The 20,888-nt window shown below is 51.0% G+C and carries 15 protein-coding genes; 3 read left to right on the plus strand and 12 right to left on the minus strand.

Features of this window, described 5'->3' with window-relative positions; all coding sequences use genetic code 11:
• Positions 1-71: 71 nt before the first annotated feature.
• Both FHP88_RS02230 and FHP88_RS02235 read left to right on the plus strand, forming a co-directional pair.
• Complete coding sequence (locus FHP88_RS02230) at positions 72-1,100, plus strand: YgfZ/GcvT domain-containing protein (RefSeq protein WP_144357364.1); 1,029 nt, start codon at positions 72-74, stop codon at positions 1,098-1,100.
• Positions 1,101-1,212: 112 nt separating this feature from the next.
• Positions 1,213-2,046, plus strand: a complete 834-nt coding sequence (locus FHP88_RS02235; protein ID WP_144357365.1) for an HDOD domain-containing protein — start codon at positions 1,213-1,215, stop codon at positions 2,044-2,046.
• A gap of 66 nt (positions 2,047-2,112) precedes the next feature.
• Here FHP88_RS02235 and lysS read toward each other — a convergent pair whose 3' ends face one another.
• Positions 2,113-3,609: a lysine--tRNA ligase gene (lysS, locus tag FHP88_RS02240; RefSeq protein ID WP_144357366.1), complete on the minus strand. Its 1,497-nt coding sequence runs from the start codon at positions 3,607-3,609 to the stop codon at positions 2,113-2,115.
• A gap of 86 nt (positions 3,610-3,695) precedes the next feature.
• Positions 3,696-4,794, minus strand: a protein-coding gene (prfB, locus tag FHP88_RS02245; RefSeq protein ID WP_144357367.1) for a peptide chain release factor 2 whose coding sequence is annotated in 2 segments (ribosomal slippage) — positions 3,696-4,718 and positions 4,720-4,794 — 1,098 coding nt in all. Because the reading frame shifts where the segments join, the coding sequence is not laid out codon by codon here.
• 158 nt (positions 4,795-4,952) lie between these two features.
• Between prfB and FHP88_RS02250 the strand changes: the two genes are divergently transcribed.
• Positions 4,953-5,999 (plus strand): cyclic nucleotide-binding domain-containing protein, encoded by a 1,047-nt coding sequence (locus FHP88_RS02250; RefSeq protein WP_144357368.1) that lies wholly within the window; start codon positions 4,953-4,955, stop codon positions 5,997-5,999.
• Positions 6,000-6,127: 128 nt separating this feature from the next.
• Here FHP88_RS02250 and FHP88_RS02255 read toward each other — a convergent pair whose 3' ends face one another.
• The 10 genes from FHP88_RS02255 to dnaE form a co-directional block, all read right to left on the minus strand.
• Positions 6,128-6,634 (minus strand): REP-associated tyrosine transposase, encoded by a 507-nt coding sequence (locus FHP88_RS02255; protein WP_144357369.1) that lies wholly within the window; start codon positions 6,632-6,634, stop codon positions 6,128-6,130.
• Between the two features lie 206 nt (positions 6,635-6,840).
• The gene (locus FHP88_RS02260) at positions 6,841-11,532 is read right to left on the minus strand and encodes a LamG domain-containing protein (RefSeq protein WP_144357370.1); all 4,692 of its coding nucleotides are present in this window, start codon (positions 11,530-11,532) and stop codon (positions 6,841-6,843) included.
• A 2-nt stretch (positions 11,533-11,534) separates the two neighbouring features.
• Positions 11,535-11,957 (minus strand): type IV pilus modification PilV family protein, encoded by a 423-nt coding sequence (locus tag FHP88_RS02265; RefSeq protein WP_144357371.1) that lies wholly within the window; start codon positions 11,955-11,957, stop codon positions 11,535-11,537.
• Positions 11,954-12,832 (minus strand): PulJ/GspJ family protein, encoded by an 879-nt coding sequence (locus tag FHP88_RS02270; RefSeq protein WP_260843136.1) that lies wholly within the window; start codon positions 12,830-12,832, stop codon positions 11,954-11,956. The genes FHP88_RS02265 and FHP88_RS02270 overlap by 4 nt, the downstream gene beginning before the upstream one ends.
• Before the next feature lie 14 nt (positions 12,833-12,846).
• The gene (locus FHP88_RS02275; protein ID WP_144357373.1) at positions 12,847-13,323 is read right to left on the minus strand and encodes a prepilin-type N-terminal cleavage/methylation domain-containing protein; all 477 of its coding nucleotides are present in this window, start codon (positions 13,321-13,323) and stop codon (positions 12,847-12,849) included.
• A 2-nt stretch (positions 13,324-13,325) separates the two neighbouring features.
• Positions 13,326-13,907 carry a prepilin-type N-terminal cleavage/methylation domain-containing protein gene (locus tag FHP88_RS02280; RefSeq protein WP_186297565.1) on the minus strand — a complete coding sequence of 194 codons (582 nt, stop codon included), beginning with the start codon at positions 13,905-13,907 and terminating at the stop codon, positions 13,326-13,328.
• A 150-nt stretch (positions 13,908-14,057) separates the two neighbouring features.
• Positions 14,058-14,540 carry a prepilin-type N-terminal cleavage/methylation domain-containing protein gene (locus FHP88_RS19435; protein WP_186297566.1) on the minus strand — a complete coding sequence of 161 codons (483 nt, stop codon included), beginning with the start codon at positions 14,538-14,540 and terminating at the stop codon, positions 14,058-14,060.
• Between the two features lie 154 nt (positions 14,541-14,694).
• Positions 14,695-16,035, minus strand: a complete 1,341-nt coding sequence (gene tilS / locus FHP88_RS02290) for a tRNA lysidine(34) synthetase TilS (protein WP_144357376.1) — start codon at positions 16,033-16,035, stop codon at positions 14,695-14,697.
• A gap of 90 nt (positions 16,036-16,125) precedes the next feature.
• The gene (accA, locus tag FHP88_RS02295) at positions 16,126-17,082 is read right to left on the minus strand and encodes an acetyl-CoA carboxylase carboxyl transferase subunit alpha (RefSeq protein ID WP_144357377.1); all 957 of its coding nucleotides are present in this window, start codon (positions 17,080-17,082) and stop codon (positions 16,126-16,128) included.
• A gap of 193 nt (positions 17,083-17,275) precedes the next feature.
• Complete coding sequence (gene dnaE, locus FHP88_RS02300) at positions 17,276-20,842, minus strand: DNA polymerase III subunit alpha (protein WP_144357378.1); 3,567 nt, start codon at positions 20,840-20,842, stop codon at positions 17,276-17,278.
• Between the last annotated feature and the right edge of the window lie 46 nt (positions 20,843-20,888).

Consider the following 20,888-nt stretch of genomic DNA (forward strand, 5'->3'; position numbering starts at 1 on the left):
TTATTTAAGCTAGAAATAACATTAGCCTATTTTATAGTGACGCCCAATTAGGCACCTGAGGAACCAGCAACATGAATAACCAATGGAAAAGCTTTCTTGAATCGCAATCCGCTTTGATTAGCGATGAAGGCATAGTCCGTTTCGATAACGCTGATCACTACCCGGCTTGCGTCCTGTTTGATCTCTCTCAGCTGGGACTGATCCGGGTTTCAGGTGAGGATGCACAGACCTTTCTCCAGGGGCAGTTCACCAACGACACCCGCGATGTGACTGAAAACCGCAGTCAACTGAGTGCTTACTGCTCACCCAAGGGAAGGATGCTGGCCAATTTCAGGGTGTTTCAGTATCAGGGCGACTACATGCTGCAGATGCCGCACGAGACACTCAGCACGGTCGTTAAACGACTCCCCATGTTTATCCTGATGTCCAAGGCCAAGGTGACCAACGCAAGTGACGAGTTCGTCACCATCGGCATTGCCGGTGAGTGTGCTGAAACACTATTGGTAAACCACTTTAAGTCGATTCCAGCCCAACCCGGTGACACTACCCAGCAAAACGACATGGTTTTGATCCGGATGCCCGGATCACCCGCCCGCTTCATGATCATTGGCAGCCCTACGGCTGTGATCGCGCTCTGGAAGCCACTGGCGGCAGAGGCGTCACCTGCAAACAGCGATTACTGGACACTGCTCGATATTCGGGCAGGCATCCCTACTATTTATCAGGAGACGGCAGATGCCTTTGTTCCGCAAATGACCAATATGCAGATGGTCGATGGGGTCAGCTTTACCAAAGGGTGTTACACCGGACAGGAGGTAGTTGCCCGCATGAAGTACCTGGGTAAATTGAAACGCCGCATGTATCTGGCATCGGTCGACACGGATAGACAGCCCAAACCGGGTGATGAGTTATTTGCTCCCGGCAGTGATTCGGGACAGGGTGCGGGCAGAGTGGTAGATGCCAGACCCTCTCCTCACGGCGGTTTTGAATTGCTGGCCGTAGCTGAGATTAAAAGCTTTGAAGAGAATAATCTTCACCTGCAAAGCGAACAGGGGCCCAAGCTGAAGCTTGGTGAGCTACCTTACGGATTTGATGAATAACTGTTGGAAATCCAACTTAAGTATCCCCAGTATCTTCCGATACAATGGTAACAACAAAATCAGGGACTCACTCATTGTGAGTGTACTCAAAGACAGGAACTGAACCGCCGATATGATTGGTAAAGCTGAGTTTTTTGAATCACTCCAGACTGCAATCAATAACAATCAGATCACCCTTCCCACCCTACCGGAAGTGGCGCTCAGAGTACGCGATGCCGTTGAACAGGAAAACGTAACGGCCCATCAAATTGCTGACATGGTAGCAACTGATGCGGCACTCTCCGCACGATTACTGCAGGTCGCCAACAGTCCGCTTTATCGTGGGCGTGTCACTATCGACACCATTCAAATGGCCATCACACGATTGGGCTTCAAGCTGGTTCGAAGCTTAGTAGTCAGTCTGGCTATGAAGCAGATCTTCCAGGCCACCTCAGATACTCTGGATGTACGACTGCGCACTATGTGGGAGCAAAGTGTAGAGGTCGCAGCGATCAGCCGTGTCCTTGCACAAAGTATCACCCATCTTGACAAGGATCAGGCCATGTTGGCCGGGCTTATCCATAATATTGGCGCGCTGCCTATCCTGACCTGGGCAGAATCCTATCCAGAGCTGATGGAAGATGAAGCCGCACTGGACGAACTGGTTGAAGAGCTGACTCCCGCCATAGGCGTACAGATCCTCAATACCTGGGGGTTTAATGAGACGCTGGTGAAGGCGGCTGAACAATCGCGTAACCTGCAATACGACGGTGGTCCAAAGGCCGATTATGTTGATATTGTGATTGTAGCTCGTCTACAGACACAGCACTCAAACCAGATCGCCTCTCCCGCGGACTGGCTTCAGGTTCCCGCCTTCTTGAAAGTGGGTCTTGATCCTGAAATTGAGCTGATTGAGATTGAGGGTGTAGCAGAAGATATCGAATCCGTGCAAGGGGCCTTTTTGTAATTCGCCACCCTGCACCAACAAAAAAGGGCAGCTATTCCGCTGCCCCTTTTTTCGTTCCGTCTAAACCTACTCTGCCCGCATATGCGGGAACAGCAACACATCCTTTATTGAGGGAGAATCGGTAAACAGCATCACCAAACGGTCAATACCGATACCTTCTCCTGCTGTGGGTGGTAGGCCATGCTCTAGCGCCCGAACATAGTCAGCGTCAAAGTGCATGGCCTCATCATCACCCGCCTCCTTCTCTTCGACCTGCATCCTGAACCGCTCGGCCTGATCCTCTGCATCATTCAGCTCAGAAAAACCATTGGCAATCTCACGCCCACCCACAAAAAATTCGAAACGATCCGTCACGAATGGGTCAGCATCACTGCGTCGAGCCAAGGGGGATACCTCGGTCGGATAGGCGGTGATAAAGGTCGGGTTCATCAGACGGTGTTCTGCCGTCTTCTCAAAGATCTCTATCTGCACCTTACCCAGACCATAGCTTGGTTTCAACGGAATACCGAGATGTTCTGCCAGTGCGCGCGCCTGTTCCAAATCGTCCAGTTGCGCCTCACTGATCTCAGGATTGAAGTGCAAGATCGACTCTTTTACCGTCATTCGCACAAACGGCTGGCCAAAATCGTAACGCTCACCCTGATATTGAACCGTTGTTGAGCCTAAAATCTCCAGCGCCAGGCCGCGTAACATATCTTCCGTCAGATCCATAAGATCACGATAATCGGCATAGGCCTGATAGAATTCGAGCATGGTGAACTCAGGGTTATGCCGTGTAGAAAGCCCCTCATTACGGAAGTTGCGATTGATCTCATAGACCCGTTCAAAACCACCTACTACCAATCTTTTAAGATAAAGCTCAGGGGCGATGCGCAAGAACAGCTGCATGTCTAAAGCGTTGTGATGTGTCATGAAAGGACGTGCAGTCGCGCCACCGGGGATGGCCTGCATCATGGGGGTTTCAACCTCCATGAAATCCTTCTTATTCAGATAATTACGGATGAACTGGATCATTCGAGTACGCACCCGAAAAGTATCCCGTGACGATTCGCTCATGATCAAATCAAGATAGCGCTGACGATAGCGCTGCTCCTGGTCAGTCAGTCCATGAAATTTCTCAGGCAAGGGGCGTAACGATTTCGTAAGCAGTTTCATCTCATCACAGCGAACAGAAAGCTCACCTGTCTTGGTCTTAAACAGCTGACCCTCTGCGCCGATGATGTCGCCGACATCCCACTCTTTTTTATACTTCTCGTTGTAAAACCCCTCTGGCAGGGTATCGCGCTGTACAAAGAGCTGAATCCTTCCTGACATGTCTTGCAGATGAGAAAAGGCCGCCTTTCCCATAACGCGCCGACTCATCATTCGTCCTGCCACACGCACCCGAACACCCAAGCTTTCCAATTCCTCAGGACTTTTCTCGCCATATTCTGCATGCAGCTCTCCAGCAACCACATTCCGGCGAAAATCATTTGGGAAGGCGATACCCCGTTCGCGAATCTGTGCCAACTTCTCACGGCGCAGGGTTATCAGCTTGTTCTCATCCAGGATCTCTTCACTCATGGTAACAACTCATTATTTATTTCAGGGAGGTCGATGGGTTTACTTAAACACCTGGACCATTTTCTCGTCGTTTTACATTTTCGCTGTCAAAGACCACTCTTCAGACTAGCTTCTAAAAACATATCAAGACCGCCATCCAGGACTGCCTGGGTATTACCCGTTTCAACACCGGTACGCAAATCCTTGATACGTGACTGATCCAGGACATAGGAGCGAATCTGACTGCCCCAGCCGATATCAGACTTATTGTCTTCGACCACCTGCTGGTCGGCATTCCGCTTCTGCATCTCATGCTCATAAAGCTTGGCCTTGAGCTGCTTCATTGCCTGATCTCTATTCTTGTGTTGCGACCGGTCATTTTGACACTGTACAACAATCCCTGTTGGATTATGCGTTATCCGAACAGCGGACTCCGTCTTGTTAACGTGCTGCCCACCCGCCCCACTGGCGCGATAGACATCAATACGCAAATCGGCCGGATTGATATCAATCTCAATCGAGTCATCAACCTCTGGAGAGACAAACACTGCAGCAAATGAGGTGTGGCGACGATTGCCTGAATCAAAAGGCGATTTTCGCACGAGCCGGTGAACTCCCGTCTCGGTTCTCAACCAGCCGAATGCATATTCACCCTCAAAGCGGATCGTGGCAGATTTAATACCTGCGACATCACCCGGAGAAACCTCGATCAATTCGGTCTTGAAGCCCCTATGCTCGCCCCAGCGCAGATACATACGAAGGATCATTTCAGACCAGTCCTGGGCTTCTGTACCACCTGAGCCGGCCTGAATATCAAGAAATGCGTTGGCGCTATCCATCTCACCAGAAAACATGCGCCGAAACTCCAGCTCGGACACCTGCTTCTCATAACCCGCAAGATCCGCTATCACTGAATCTACAGTATCTTCATCACCCTCTTCGATCGCCATTTCCAGCAGATCGCCGGCGTCATTCAAGCCATTAAAGAGTACATCAAGGGTAAGAACGATAGCTTCGAGGGACGCACGCTCCCTTCCCAGGGTCTGGGCATACTCAGGATTACCCCAGATCGCCGGATCTTCCAACTCTCTGAGTACTTCTGTCAGGCGCTCCTGCTTGCCTTCGTAGTCAAAGATACCCCCTGAGGGATTCAGAGCGCCCTCGTAATTCGCTGATTTTATTGGTGATAGGATTGAGATCCTGCATGTTGCACCTCGAATGAAACGGAGGGCGAATATTACACTACTATAGCGATTGACGGAAACTGCAGGCCTTATCCGTTCTGAGATCAATACCCTTGCTCCCTGCGTACTATTCTCGTAGTGTAACCCTATCGTATTTTGTCCCAATCTCAGGTTAGCCTTATGGATCTGGATCTTAATAAATTTCGAACGCTGATACCCGTCAACGCCCTTTATGAAGACAATCTGCTCTATCTTGCTGAACAGGCACACGTTGAGCGCTACCTTCAGGGCGAGCAAGTTTTCTCCATTGGGGACAATGACCCTGACACCATCTTTTTGATGTCGGGAGAGATCTGTCTCACCTCGGCTGAGGGAGAGGAAATTAGGGTCTCAGCGGGATCAGATAGAGGTCTGCATGCCCTCGCCAGTCGCAAACCGAGACGTTATAAGGGCGAGGCCGTATCCCAATCAGTCACGGTTGTCCGATTTAAGTCTTCCCTACTTGATCGGTTACTGGCCTGGGGCCACTTCTCCCCCGAGTTCACGACCCCGGCAGATGCCGTCAAGCGTGAAGGACCTAATGCCGAAGAGAGTGAGTGGATGATGTCGATGCTACAGACCTCCGCCTTCACACGCCTGCCAGCTGCCAATATTCAAAGCCTTTTTGCCCAAATGGAGGAGATATCAGCCAAAGCGGGCGATCTGATTATTAAAGCAGGCGACCCGGGAGATTATTACTATGTCATCAAACAGGGCCGCTGTCAGGTGACGCTACCTTCTGATACGGGCGAAGTGATTCTTGCCGAGTTAGGCCCCTGCAGCAGCTTTGGGGAAGAAGCGTTAATTACCGACGCTGTTCGTAATGCCAATGTATCAATGATGTCCAATGGGAAATTGATGCGCCTGGCGAAAGAAGATTTTCTGGCCCTATTAGAAGCGCCGCTTTTGCAGTGGATAGACTATCCAACCCTGATCAAGATGGCGGCAGAGGGCGCCATTCGTATCGATGTCCGATTCAGGCGTGAGTTTGAGCACAATGGCATTCGAGGCAGCATTAATATTCCACAAAACCAACTGCGTGCGGCTATCCCTGAGCTTGATCGCCGCAAAAAATATATCGTCTATTGTGATTCGGGCCAACGAAGTGCTACCTGTGCCTTTTTGTTGAGTCAGGAAGGTTTCGATGTCGATGTACTTGAAGGGGGGCTATCGGCCATTCGCAGCTGATGCCCGACACACACTCCACAGGGCGGGCAGTGCACAACGCCGCCACGTGATACCCCATGGCGCCCACGGGGCGCCCTATATCAGGACCATAGAGCGGGCCGTGCCCGCCGTATCCAGCTTAATCACTACTATTCTTTACCGATGCCGTTCGGTATATCAATATTGCCGCCCCAATCATCCGGGTAATAGGCCGATTTGACAAACTGGTGAAATGTCGACCACGGCCAAGCGGATACACAATTCACCAACCCATGTTTCACCGGATTGATATGCACATAATCCATGTGATGCCGGTAATCAGAGTCGCCATCAATACGGTGCGCCCAGAACCGCTCCTGCCAAAAGGGTAGCGCATACCTGCACTGTCCGCCAAACAGCTGGGTAAACCGCCGCTTGATAATGCCCCAACGGCGTGAATAATCCCTATCCCCTTCAGGCAACGTCCAAACGCAGTGAAGATGGTCAGGGAGTATTACCCAGGCATCGATATGGAAGGGATATTGTGCGCGACATATCCACACCGCCTCTCGCAAACAGGCCCTGGCATGTTCATCAAGAAACAACCGTCTGCGCTGTTTGGTTACTACGGTAAAAAACCAGGTGCAACCAGAATAGTCCCGTCTATAATTTGGCATCCATGCCTCCATGATCCGAATTACTTTGCTAAAAAATCACATCCCATGCAACCGTAACGCCAATGGCGCCCACAGGGCGCCCTATATCAAGACCATAGGGCGGGCCGTGCCCGCCTCCACGTGATACCCCATGGCGCCCACGGGGCGCCCTATATCAGGACCATAGAGCGGGCCGTGCCCGCCGTATCCACACATCACCAGTAAGCCTAATAGGCTTCCCGTTGATAAATGAGTGAACTGGGACGACCAAATACGCCAAAGGTTGCCTTGGCGGAAGGGTCATCCACCGTACCACTCCAGTTGTATTCCAGCCATGTGGGTCCATCAACTTCTACATCGGCACTGCCGGTATTCCCCTGGCCGGGTGGCTGCAGATTCAGGTTGAATTCTCCCCCAACAGGCGGGTGAACAAACAGTAGGGAAACATCGCTCAGGTCACTGGCCGAATACCCACCCGCAATAGCGGCGGGGGCATAAATAGCAGTATTTCTGCTGGGTGCGGTAGATGCATCCAAACCATCCGTCCCATCCAGGTCGTTCAGTGATAGTCCAATCACCTGGGTACAGACATCAGCGACGTTCGCAACAAACCCATTTGCACTCCCATCATAATATTCCGCCCTCAGTGGAACATTCAGAGGAAGCAGCTCAGAACCCTGGGCATTCTGCATCGCCAATCGACCATAACGAACAGGAACACCCGTGGGAGAGAAAGCCTGAGGCAGACCGGCTCCTGTAACACCATCACTGTCCGTTATACTCTGAACGGTAAGATCCACATCACTGGTAAAGGGTGCCACTAAATCATTCACATTTCTGGAATAAACAAACGTATCACCCATCAAGGTAAAACTGAGTGTCCCATCGCCGTTGTCGGCTAGGGACGGCACCCCAATATTCCAGTTCAATCCGACTTTATTCACACCATCCACACCCAACTGGGTTCCATCCGTGGTGACATTCGGCATATTAATATCTGTCGTCGAGAGTTTGTTATAGGCACCCGTATAATTTTGCGTCGTTACTCCACCGTTATTTCTGGCGGTGATAGTAGCAGAAGGCGTCTGTAAGGCTGCATAACCAATGGGTGTACCGGCATAGCTGAATCCACCTGCCACACAACTGTTTTCCAGTGTACCTTGATCAGTAATAGTCAGCGTGAAGTCTGCCGGTATAAAACGCCCCACCCAGTTGGAAGGCGTGGTATTTCCAAAGTTACAACCGACCTTTCCACCAACGACACTGTTTGAAAAATCATTGGTGCAATCACTTCCCTGATCGACGGCCGTAAATGAACCGTCAAACAGACCTTCTGTCAGCAGCCTGAAATTTCCCACTTCACTGTAAGTAAACGCGGTCCCACTAGCCGTTCCATTTAGAGGAGATGCCGCCGAGAAACTACCGGACAACGTTCCAACAGCAACAGCGCCCGTATGGGCATCCAGCTTACTGCTGTCGATCAACGGCGTTCCGTCATAGCCATCATCAGTATCAGCCTCCAGCGTGAAGTTACTCCCCGCCACCGCTGTAGGCGTACCACCACTACCACCGTTGTTCAACACGGGCGAATTCAAGCTCATCGCCAAAGGTCGCACAGAAAACTGATCCGTTGAACAACCGACTACCGGCGTTGCGGTGGTGCTGTCCGTAACGCGACACCCTAAAGAGCGGTATGCCTTGTTGACGGTGAAAGGCGCGGAGGCTTTTAGTCCAGTATCCGCCGCACTGAACAGCAGGCTCTGATTAACCGCAGGTGACAATATAGGATAGGCCGCGCAAGCCGTCGGCGTTGAGGTATCGATCAACTCGACGGTGACAGTACGATCCGCATCATTGGCAAAATCGGTTTCCACCGCATCGGCGGTACCATCACTGTCAGCATCCTTCAATGCCGCCACTTCAATCGTAAACGGTTGCCCGACCAGTTTGGTGTAGAGCCGACCCGTTAGTGCATTATCGCCACTCTCTATACAGTTAAAGCCAAAGGCATCCGTTGAAGCAGGGCAAGGATGTGTCTCCGCATAGAGGGCGGAGACAGCACTTGCATCAGTCACTCCTTTATAAACTCTAACTTCATCCACCGCGCCATTAAATCGATAAGAAGATCCATTTTGGTTACCTGCCCCGATAGTCAGGTTGGCGGTATAGCCACTGTTCATCGGTCGATAGTAGGCATTTGCATTCGTAGCGACGAGTGCGCCATTGATGTAAAGTCGCTTGATACCTCGCCAAGTGCCAGACCCCGCATCACTGCCTTTCTCAAAAGTCGCGACAATATGGGTCCAACCATTCGTCACCACAGGGCCTGACAATATATTCCAGGTGTTTCCCGCCGTTCCTCCTGTTCCTGTCCAGAATTGCCAACGATTATCTGTACCAGCATAGAGGTTATAACCATACCGGTCGGAACCAGAATAACCTCGTGAAGTAATGGGCGAACGCCATGTCCCTGATCCACCATCCACCCGCGCCCAGAGCGAGACTGAGAATGAGTCAGGGTTGAGTGCATTGGTATGTGGAACCGTTACAAAATCATTCACCCCATCATAAAGGCCATAACTGCAGGTACCGGGATCACCCGCACGGGCAGCAGAAGTGTTGGAGGTATTGGCGCCACTCACTGAAGTTCCGTGGTGACCGTACCCACTGTCATCCACCACTTCACCAGCGGTACCATCCCATTCACTCTCATCAGATCGCCACAGCCCAACCAACACAGGAGGTGTCGCCACAGGGCAGGCATGGGTATCATTGTAAAGCGCCGTTACCAGGGCTTGCGTAACGGCTGAGTTATAGACCTTGACCTCATCAATGCGTCCTGAAAAACGGTAGCTGTTATTCGCCTGCCAACCACCGATGCGCAGTGTACTGGACACTACTGCACGGCTATTGTTTGGCGTACTACGACGCTGAGTCAGGGTCTGATCGATACCATCAATGTAGAGTTTATTCTGAGTGACGTTACCGTTAGTAAAAACCGCCACCACATGATGCCAGCCATTGGCCAGACCTGCTGAGGAGATACCATAAACGTCACTGTTCGCCGTATTAAAACCAAAATCTCCGTTGATAAACCAAAGGTCGTGATAATTCCAGCCCAGTGGCATCACGGAATTCCCGCCATCCCAGTACATCCAGAACGAGACACTGGTTTGTGCGCCATTGGCGACCGATACAGGAAGACCAGGAATGGTGAAAGCACCCCCATTATTTGTTGAACCTGATAGCGTGGCATAATCGCAGGTACCAGGATCGCCTGTTTTCGCAGGATCAACCGTTGATTTCCAGGGAATGGGTGTGCCAATGCCTTGTCCGTCAAAAGGACCGCCGGCATAACCCGCCGTATCTTTCAATTCACCGGCACTACCGCTCCATCCACCCACTTCCATACGGTACTCGGCAATCAACACCGGACATGAACGTGCACTGCCATCCCAGTTTTTACCGCTGTTTTGATTACTGTATCCCGTGGCAATTTCTGCTGACGAGAGTGGCACATTAAAAACCTGCAACTCATCAATCTCGCCCTGAAAACGAAAACTGGATTCAGCACTGGCATCTGTTTCACCACCTACGGAGGGGACGCCCGTATCACTCCCCCAAGTCCGTGACCAACTCTGCGATCTACTATCCAGAAGATTACCGGCCGCATCATACAGGTATAGGTACTTCATTTTTGTAGTGGTATCGGCTACTGCCGCAACAAAGTACCAGTTATTTGCAGTTAACACCGGACGAGAGTCAAGGCTTACCGGACGTGGCCCACGTGAGAAAAAGCGTACCTTACCTCTACCACCATCACCGAGACTGACAGCATAGCCACCGGTATTATTCTCATCGTCCGCAAATATACGCTGTCCCGGTGTCGAGACATCCGTGGGCTTAAACCAACCTGTGATGGTTACGCCTGATGTATGATTAGGAAATGAGGAAGGAAGATTCACATACCCGCCTGCATAGCTAAAGCTGGAACAGAGTTTACCGGTTGCTCCAACCGTTATGTTGCCGACAGCCGTACCATGATAGCCATTACTGCTTTCATCAAAGGCTGTATTCCCCGCAAGCTCATCAAAACGCCACTCTGCCATGGGTCTAATGGGTGGTACCGGACAGGCGTGCGTTTCACCGTAAAGCGCCGCCACTTCTCCTGCAGTAACAGCACCATCATAAACATTGACTTCATCAATACGGCCGGTAAAACGATAGCTGTTATTCACCTGCCAACCGCCGATACGAAGGGTTGTTGAGACCACTGCACGTGAATTATTAGGTGTAGACTGACGCTGCGAGAGAACCTGATCCACACCATCAATATAGAGCTTGTTACCGGTTACACTGCCGTTGGTAAAAACCGCCGCAACATGATGCCAACCATTGGCCAGACCCGAAGATGAGGTACCAAAGAGATCACCATTGCCCGTATTGAATCCAAAGTGTCCCCCGGTCAACCAGAGATCATGCATATACCAGCCGATCGGCATTACGGAATTTGTGCCATCCCAATACATCCAGAACGCCACACTCGTCTTCGCACCATTGACCGTTGACAGGGGAAGGCCCGAAATTGTGAAAGCGCCCCCGTTGTTGGTTGATCCCGGCATAATGGCATAACCGCAAGTACCGGGGTCACTCGCGCTGACTGGGCCTGCTGTGGAAGGTGATGGAAGAGATGAACCTATGGCCTGCCCATTGTAAGGACCACTGACATAGCCCGCCGAATCTTTTAACTCACCCGCTGCCCCCGTCCATACAGCATCTTCCAAATGATACTGTGCAACCCGCGTGGCCGCATGAATTGACAGGGGAACTGAAATCAACACGAGCAAGGTAAATACAACGAGTAATCTCAGTAACCTTGAGAGCCTCATTGAAAAATGGGATGCTGATTTAATTAACATACTCAACTCCCCGTTACCGTCGCCCGCAATCGGCGAGATACAAAGTCCGTTGTGCCGTATGTACCCCGATTGGCCGTAACCTGAATATCATAAAGCGTATAGTTATTGGCACCTTCAGTTACGGGAAAGGAGCTACATCCCGTCATGGATATAGCGAACCCATCAATAGTAAAATTGCTGGGAACTGCAGGACAACTATTGTTGGTATTGATCTGATAGACTGCCCACTCCATCCCGCTGGACGCGGCATACCAGGCTCGCACAGACTGCAAGGAGAGCGTGGTGGTGGTATGTTGTGAAACATTCAGCCGCACCATATAGCCGCCCAGAGCCGCCAACACCACCACCATAAACAGCGTACTGATCAGTGAAAAACCACGCTGGCCTGGTTTGATTCTTATGCGGTTGTAACAATCTCTATTCATGGCATATTGGCCAGATGGGCCTGTTGCATGAGGGTGATAGATTCACTCTGCTCTTGCACCGTTATTTCAAGTGAAACGAGACCATTGCGTGTAGGTGTACCAGGGTTGTAATTGAAATCACAGGCACTTACCTGATCAATCAGCAGGGCGCTCTCCGCTGGATTAGTCAAACTAACCAGCTCAGCATGAGAATCAACAGCGCCCTGTGAAGATTGAATTGAGTAACCCTGATAACGGCGAATTGTGCCTGCAGCAAGATCACAGAGATAGGTAATGGGTGTATCCACAACGTAAAACCGTTGATCCGGTGAGCTGGCCGGAAAGGCCGTCATACCCGCGTTATTAAAATCAATCGTGATTGGCCCGGCGGTATTCACCGCAGTAATCGTCGCTGCGTTATCCATATTGTAGGCATTGCTACCAATTAGCCCCGTGTTATAGATCACAAGACAGGAAGCAGCGAGATTACGACAATCATTCACGCCTGCTCCCGTCTGTATTAATCCGCTGTCGACCAAGAGTCCCATTACTTCAAACCGGCTATCCCCATCTGCAGGATTAAAACTAAGACGTAACGGATCCGTCACCGGTGCAGCGCGATAGCGCCCTCCCGTGGTCACATGCAGAAACTCCAGGCATCTTCCCCCGCAGGTAATACGCACACTGTTCGGCAAGGCATCACGCAGTTCTCTACTGATTCGTACCAGTGCAGTATCGGCACGATCAACCAATCGGGCACGACTGGACTGGTCCTGATACATCTCAACGGGTCGCTGAATCAATTGTGACGTCACAAGCGCTAGGACACCACTGATCACAATCACGACGATCAACTCGATGAGGGTGAAGCCTGTCTCTCTATCTTGTGTCATCATCTGTAAATCACCCATCAATTCAACCGATAGGCCGTCACAGGGACGTTTATACCCGCCAGACCATCATAGGTGACGGTGACGATGATACGCACTGCAGGACTACCTGCACCGGTCCCAATAGTTGCGCTCGACACCAGCACAGCGATGTTATACCCCTGCAAATTTGGCACCGCATTGCCGTTTTGATCCAAGGCACCGGCATTATTGGTGAGTCCGTTATAGTCCCAAACATCGTCATAAGTGGAACGTATCTCCCCAACCTCAGGCCCATTCACTTCACCGCCACCGGGATTAAGTAACGGCTGAGTCAGAATCTCCTCCATGTAGGATTGGGCTATTGCCGTCGCCTGCTCCCTGATCATTGGATCGGCACTTGAAAGCGTGGTCTGAGTCATGACCATCATAATGCCAGCCGTGGCCACGGAGAGAATCACAATCGAAACCACCAGTTCGATGAGGGTAACGCCACGTTGCCTGATGGGGCTATGCATAATCAATGTATATACCCTGTTTCAGGTTCAACGATGACACTGCGAGTGCCAATAGCTATTGGCGTCGCACTTGTCAGCAGTGCATTTGTTGTGCTGTTTCTCGGCCGGCCCAGTGAATCAAAATAGAGATTGATTGCTGTCAGGGTGATACTGCCCGGTGCATTTCCCGTATAACCCGTCGCATCACTGCCTGGAAGTCGGACCGGTACGGTAAAGGCCCCGCTGTTACAATTGACGCGCTGGTTGAGTTGGTAGCTCGCCACTGCAATCGCAATCTGGGTATCACAACCCGTGGCAACCGCCATCTTCTGACTGAAGCGCAATGCCTCCCCGACCTCGTCACTGAAGCCCCATTCAAGAAAGGTCAGTTGATTGAAAAAACGTGGCATACCGACAGCCATCAATACACCAATAAGCAGTAATACGACGACCAGTTCGATCAGAGTGAAACCGGACTGTTTTCTTAGAACAAAAGGATTGGGACCCTGTTCGACCCTACAAAAGACTACACCAATCCCGTCATTCACAGACAAAAACGGGCGTCCAAAGGGCGCCCGTTTTATTTTGTCGTTAAATGGTTGCATTGCAGTCTGCATTTTTTACATAGAGATTCGAGGCAATTCACAAGGCGTCTTATTTGCAAAGGTGTCGGAGTCAAATGCATCCCATTTGACTCCGACACCTAATTTCGCGACGCTTGATTATATTGACGCATCAGGTGAGACAGATCTTGACTAAGGAATTGCGTCAACGGTTACGGCCCCATTTGTGGCATTATAAACAATACTCATAGTATTAATCGCACGATATGTATAGGTGCAAACTTGTGCCGCACGAGTAACTATATAATCAGAAGTAGCACCAGTAACCGAAGGTGGATTCTGCATAATCCCAGTCCAAATGCTCCTGCAATCATTGGCATTATTCACGTTATTTCCATCATCTGTACCGACAGGCCAGCCATTTGCATTGGTATCGACTGTGTCATCACCAAAACCAGCCAGGTCTACTTCTGCACCCGTGTGACCATTTGCCACCCACTGTGCATGGGCCAACGAAACTGCCGAACCAAACCCGCCACCTGCACCTTTCACTGCCGCCTCATGGGCCTGATCTTGTACATTCATAAACCGGGGTAACGCCGTAGCCGCCAAGACACTGAGAATCAGGATCACCACCACCAACTCAATCAGAGTAAAACCCGCCTGTTGTTTCATCATTCGCTCCAAGTAGCACGTAATATTTTTAAATTATGACTGATAACAAGCCGAGTCCATGGCAGCTCATTACTTCTCTGTAGAGGAATGTCGTCCAAGTCTGCTAAAACTTTAGCATTTCTAATGGAATTATTTAATTGCTCAAGACCAGTGGCTATTGATGCCAGATGAGCGGGCAATCCCAATTGATAACTAATTGAGGGTCTGAAAAAAAACGTGTTAGCGGTTCACAGTGACAAATTCCTATAACGGCAGCGATTTCTCCGTCGATCTCCAACAGCGGAATGCGCTCACGCATCCAGGGTAGCACTCTGTGCTCCTGCAGCAGATGCTTCACCCGCTTTTTTATCCCCCGTCCCACTGGGCGACACCACTCTCCACCCTGGCGAAAACGTACTCTGTACTGACCGGTATGTAGTGAAATCGGCGACATCTCGCTATCTTGTTGTCCGATTCTGAGCGTACCCAGTCCCTCTGGAAGGTTGAGTATGCGCTCCCCTTTCCAGATAAGAGCCTGACTTGCATCAAAATATTCCAACGGCGACATGAGATAGAGCCGGTCCCGGTATCGCCGCACCTCAGCACCGGACCAACAAACCAGTGGATTTCGATCTTCGTCCGCCAGCAGTACTTCGTTAGCTATCCGAGACAATGTGACCGTATCAGGCATATTAAATTGGGATCGTTTTATCCAGGTCCGTAATAAAGGCCCCACATGATGGGCTGGCAGCGCCCTCAATGCGGAAATACCGAGTGTGCCATCCTCTGGATTGAGGATCTGCTTCAACTGCTGGGTTAGAAAGTCATCCAGCAACTGATCGGCATCGGCGCAATGCCTTGCGCTCCGGGAGAGTGTTTTTGGCATCGCAGGCCAGCGGCTACGCAATAGCGGCATGACTTCATGCCTCAGGTAGTTGCGATCAAAAGTGGTATCTTGATTACTGCCGTCCTCTATCCAGCACAGCCCCTTCTGATTGGCGTACTCCTCCAGCTCTTTGTGTGAGTAATTGAGTAGCGGTCGCGCATGATATCCTTGGGCAAATTCATTCCAAGTTGGCATCGAGGCCAGTCCACTCAAACCTGCACCCCTTAGGAGTTGCAGTAACAGTGTCTCCGCTTGATCGTCCTGATGATGAGCCGTCAGCAACAGTTCACCCGACTTCATCTCTGCGACTATGGCAGCGTAACGGGCTTCCCTGGCCAGCGCTTCCAGGCTCTCGCCAGTAACCGGCTGCAAACGCAACTGACAATCGGTGAGTGGCAAACCATAGGCACTACAGATTGATCGACAGTGAATCGTCCAATCGGCTGATTGCGACTGTAATCCATGATCAGTATGGATAGCTCGAATAGGGGCTGCCAGGCTTGACTGAATAGATGCCAGCGCATCCAGCAATACATGGGAATCCATGCCGCCGCTGAAAGCCACCAGGTATCCAGTCGGTGTTGGATACTGTAACAGCTTAGCCAGCAGGCTTTCAGGGGTGAATGACATGTCCGCGTTGAACTCCAGGAGATTGGTTCAGTACGCTGGGAGTTGAGGAAACCGGTTTATAGCGTGCAATCGCTCTAAACCGGTGAACACTCAATTTTGGAAAGCACCATAACTCATCAAGCGTTGATAGCGCTCATCGAGCAACTGCTCAATGGACTTCTCATCCAATCGCTGAAGTGAGGTGAGCAGTGCGGCCTTAAGATTTTGTGCGGCAACTTCTGAGTGACGATGCGCACCACCCAGTGGCTCAGGCACAATCTCATCAATCAGCTCTAATTCTTTAAGTCGATCCGAGGTAATAGCCATGGCTTCCGCTGCCAGAGGGGCCTTGTCTGCACTCTTCCAGAGGATCGAGGCACAGCCTTCGGGAGAGATCACAGAATAGGTGCTGTATTGAAGCATCATCACCCAGTCACCCACACCAATGGCCAAAGCACCACCCGACCCCCCTTCACCCATTACGGTACAGACGATTGGGGTCTTGAGTCCTGCCATCACCAGGAGATTTTTGGCAATCGCCTCACTCTGGCCACGTTCTTCTGCACCAATGCCAGGATAGGCTCCGGGCGTATCGATGAAGGTCAGTATTGGCAGTTTAAACCGCTCTGCCGTCTCCATGAGACGTAGCGCTTTTCGGTAGCCTTCAGGTCTTGGCATGCCGAAGTTACGGAACAGCTTCTCTTTGGTGTCCCGCCCTTTCTGATGACCAATGATCATAACCGGACGACCATCCAGACGGGCCACACCGCCGACGATGGCATGATCATCAGCAAAGGCACGATCGCCGTGCATCTCCTGGAAATCATCAAAGATCAACTCAATATAATTGAGCATATAGGGCCGTAGCGGATGCCTCGCCACCTGTGCAACCTGCCAAGGCTTAAGATGCTGGTAAATTGATTCGGTGAGCGTCCGACTCTTGGTCTCCAGACGGGTAATCTCGTCCTGGATATTGATCTCATTATCATTGCCCACCAGACGCAGCTCTTCAATCTTGGCCTCAAGTTCAGCAATGGGTTGTTCAAATTCTAGAAAGTTCAAGTCCATCTTGGAAATATACCGGATTCAGAACGGATAGAACAGATCAGATGGTGCAAACCAAACCGGATTATCAAACCGGGATCTATCAATCCATCTGTTTAAATGGATGATGATAAATTTCAGTCATCATCGTAAATATTTATGTGGTTCAATCTCTTATCATTGGCCGTGTCACGCTCACACAGTGCAAAAAGTATTATCAGGCAGAAACCGACGCATCTTGTCGTTCAGCTTGCCGATTACGTCCTGAATAGATCACCTCAACAGATTCAGCACCCAACAGGCGAGAGAGTTGGCGCAATAGCTCATCGGTAGGATTAATCCGCCATGACTCACTGCACATCAAGGCACATCCCGCCGAACGCCCCTTAAAGCCGATCTGAATATCACATCCACCGCCCTGATAGGGTGTAAAAAGCTCACTCAACTCCTGGGCAAAATCCTGCGGGGTACTATTCCGTTTCTGTATCAGTTGCTGATCCCAATTGAGTCGTAAAGCGGTCGCACTGACACCCCGAGCCTGTTCAAACTCCATGACCTGATCGACTCGAATGCTTAGCCCACCGCGGTATTCGTCATAATTCAGGTTTCCCGCAACCAGTAAGATTTTATCGCTCACCAGAAGATCTTTGAATGTCTCGTAGGCATCAGAGAAGAGCGTAATTTCAATCCGACCGCTTCGATCATCCAGCACAACGCTCCCCATGCGGCCACGCTGTGTCTGGCGATGACTCACGGAGAGCGCCAAACCTGCCACCAGTACCCGCTGCTTGCTACGACGCTGATAGCTGGCGGTTTCGCCACCCTCCAGTGAGAGATTGGCTATACGCGTGACGCCAAGTCCACTCATCTCCGGCACATAGCGATCAATGGGATGACCCGTCAGATAAAGCCCCAGGGTATCCTTCTCGCCCTGTAACCGAATCTCATCCTCCCACTCATCACAATCCTCTGGGATCATTTGCCAATCCGCATCAGCTTTGGGTTGAGGATCGGCCATACCGAACAGATCATCCTGGCCCGCTGCCGCACTGGCATGATGCTGCTCGGCCATTTTTAGAGCCAGTGGCAACTGATTCATCAGTGTCGCCCGATTGGGGCCAAGCTCATCCAGGGCTCCGGCCTTGAGCAGTGACTCCAGAACACGCCGGTTCACTTTGCGCTGATCTATACGTCGGCAGAACTCAAAGATATCCACAAATTCCCCATCGCTCTGGCGTGCCTCTATAATGCTTTCAATCGCCGACTCACCAACCCCTTTAATAGCCCCCAGGCCATAAATCACGGAACTGTTTTCACCCACCGTGAACATACGTTCTGAATGGTTAACATGCGGCGGATTGACCACCAGATTCATGCTGCGGCACTCATCAATCAGCGTGACCACTTTCTCCGTGGTATCCATATCCGCAGAGAGTACAGCCGCCATGAAGGCGGATGGGTAATGTGCCTTGAGCCACATCGTCTGATAGGAGACGAGCGCATAAGCGGCGGAGTGCGATTTATTAAACCCGTAACCGGCGAATTTCTCCATTAAATCAAATATATAGGTGGCAACGCCTTCATCTACACCGCGGGCAACAGCGCCTTCACGGAAGATCTCTCCCTGCTTTTTCATCTCCTCGGGTTTCTTCTTACCCATAGCCCGGCGCAGAAGATCAGCCCCCCCGAGAGAGTAGCCAGCCAGCACCTGGGCGATCTGCATCACCTGTTCCTGATACAGAATGACCCCGTAGGTGGGGCGCAATATAGGTTCCAGATCAGGATGCGGATACACCACCTCCTGACGTCCGTGCTTCCGGGCAATAAAATCATCCACCATGCCCGACTGCAGTGGACCCGGCCGAAACAGGGCCACCAGCGCAGTGATATCATCAAAACAGTCCGGCTGTAATTTCTTAATCAGCTCCTTCATGCCGCGGGATTCGAGCTGAAATACTGCTGTGGTTTCGCATCTTTTCAGAAGCGCAAAGGACGCCGCATCATCCATGGGGATAAGCGTGATATCGATAGGATCGCTACCTTCAGTCTTCCGCTTTCGGTTGACTGTTTTTAGCGCCCAGTCAACAATCGTCAAGGTTCTTAATCCAAGAAAGTCGAACTTCACCAAGCCCACTTGTTCGACATCATCCTTGTCAAACTGAGTGACCAGATTCGCACCACCCGGCTCACAATAAAGTGGGGTAAAGTCAGTCAGCAGGCCGGGAGAGATAACGACACCGCCCGCATGCTTGCCTGCATTCCGCGCCAGCCCTTCCAATTTCTTCGCCATATCGAGAAGCTGAGTAACCTCATCTTCATCCTTGTAGGCTGCAGCCAGATCCTCACTCTCTTCCAACGCCCGTTTCAAGGTCATTCCTACCTCAAACGGGATCATCTTGGCTATTCGGTCGGTAAAACCATAGGGATGCCCCAACACACGCCCTACGTCCCTGATAACGGCCTTTGCCGCCATTGATCCGTAGGTAATGATCTGCGAGACAGAATCGCGCCCGTATTTTTGCGCGACATAATCAATCACCTTATCCCGATTATCCATACAGAAATCGACGTCAAAGTCGGGCATGGAAACGCGCTCAGGATTAAGGAAACGCTCGAACAGAAGTTCATGCTCAATCGGATCCAGATCAGTGATTTTAAGGGCATAGGCCACAATCGACCCAGCTCCCGAGCCACGACCTGGCCCAACAGGAATTCCGTTATCCTTGGCCCACTGAATAAAATCGGCGACGATTAAGAAATAACCAGGAAACCCCATCTGGTTAATGACATCCAGTTCTACCTGGAGTCGATCATCGTAAACCTTACGCTTCTGCTTATACTCAGGATCGTCTGAGTCCAGAAGTACGACCAATCTCTGTTCAAGTCCACGCTTTGATTGAACCGAAAAATACTCTTCGATGGTCATCCCGTCCGGGATAGGAAAATCAGGCAGGAAGTTTTTACCCAGTATCAGCTCAATATTGCAACGGCGTGCAATCTCGACACTGTTTTCCAACGCCTCTGGTATATCGGCGAACAGGGCGGCCATCTCATCCGGGGTCCGGAGATATTGATCACGACTGAAATTTTTGGGTCGCCTGGAATCATCCAGCGTTCGACCCTCATGAATACAGACCCGAACCTCATGCGCCTCAAAATCATCCTGATGTAGAAACCTGACATCATTTGTTGCGACCACCGGAATATCCAGCTTAATCGCCAGCGCAACACTGGCATGCAAAGCACGTTCATCGCCGTCGCGCCCGGTACGGTGCAACTCCAGATAAAAACGGTCACCGAAAATATTGAGCCAGTGCCTTAACCGACTTTCCGCCTCCGATGAATTCTCAGAGAGCAGCGCACGACCGATATCACCCGACCTACCACCCGAGAGCGCGATTAAGCCTTTACAACTCTGCTGGGTCAGCCACTCTCGCTCCAGCATTGCTTTCCCAAGATGCTGCCCTTCTCGGTAGCTTCTGGAGACCAAACAAGTGAGATTCTTATAACCGTCCGGATTCTGTACCAAAAGCAGCAAGCGGTAGGGGTTATTTGCATCATCGGGATCACGAATCCAGACGTCAACACCACTGATCGGTTTGACGCCAGCGGCGATGGAGGCTTTGTAGAACTTGACGAGTGAGAAGAGATTTGACTGATCAGTAACAGCTACTGCTGGCATGCCTAATTCAGCCACCCTTGCCACGAGCGGCTTAATACGCACCAACCCGTCAACCAGAGAGTATTCGGTGTGGACGCGAAGATGAATGAAAGCCGGTGTCATAGTGGTTGTATTGTAACCTAGAAGCTGACAGTTTTTCAGAACCGAT

This window comes from Sedimenticola selenatireducens (assembly GCF_007625115.1).
Taxonomy (GTDB): Bacteria; Pseudomonadota; Gammaproteobacteria; order Chromatiales; family Chromatiaceae; genus Sedimenticola; species Sedimenticola selenatireducens_A.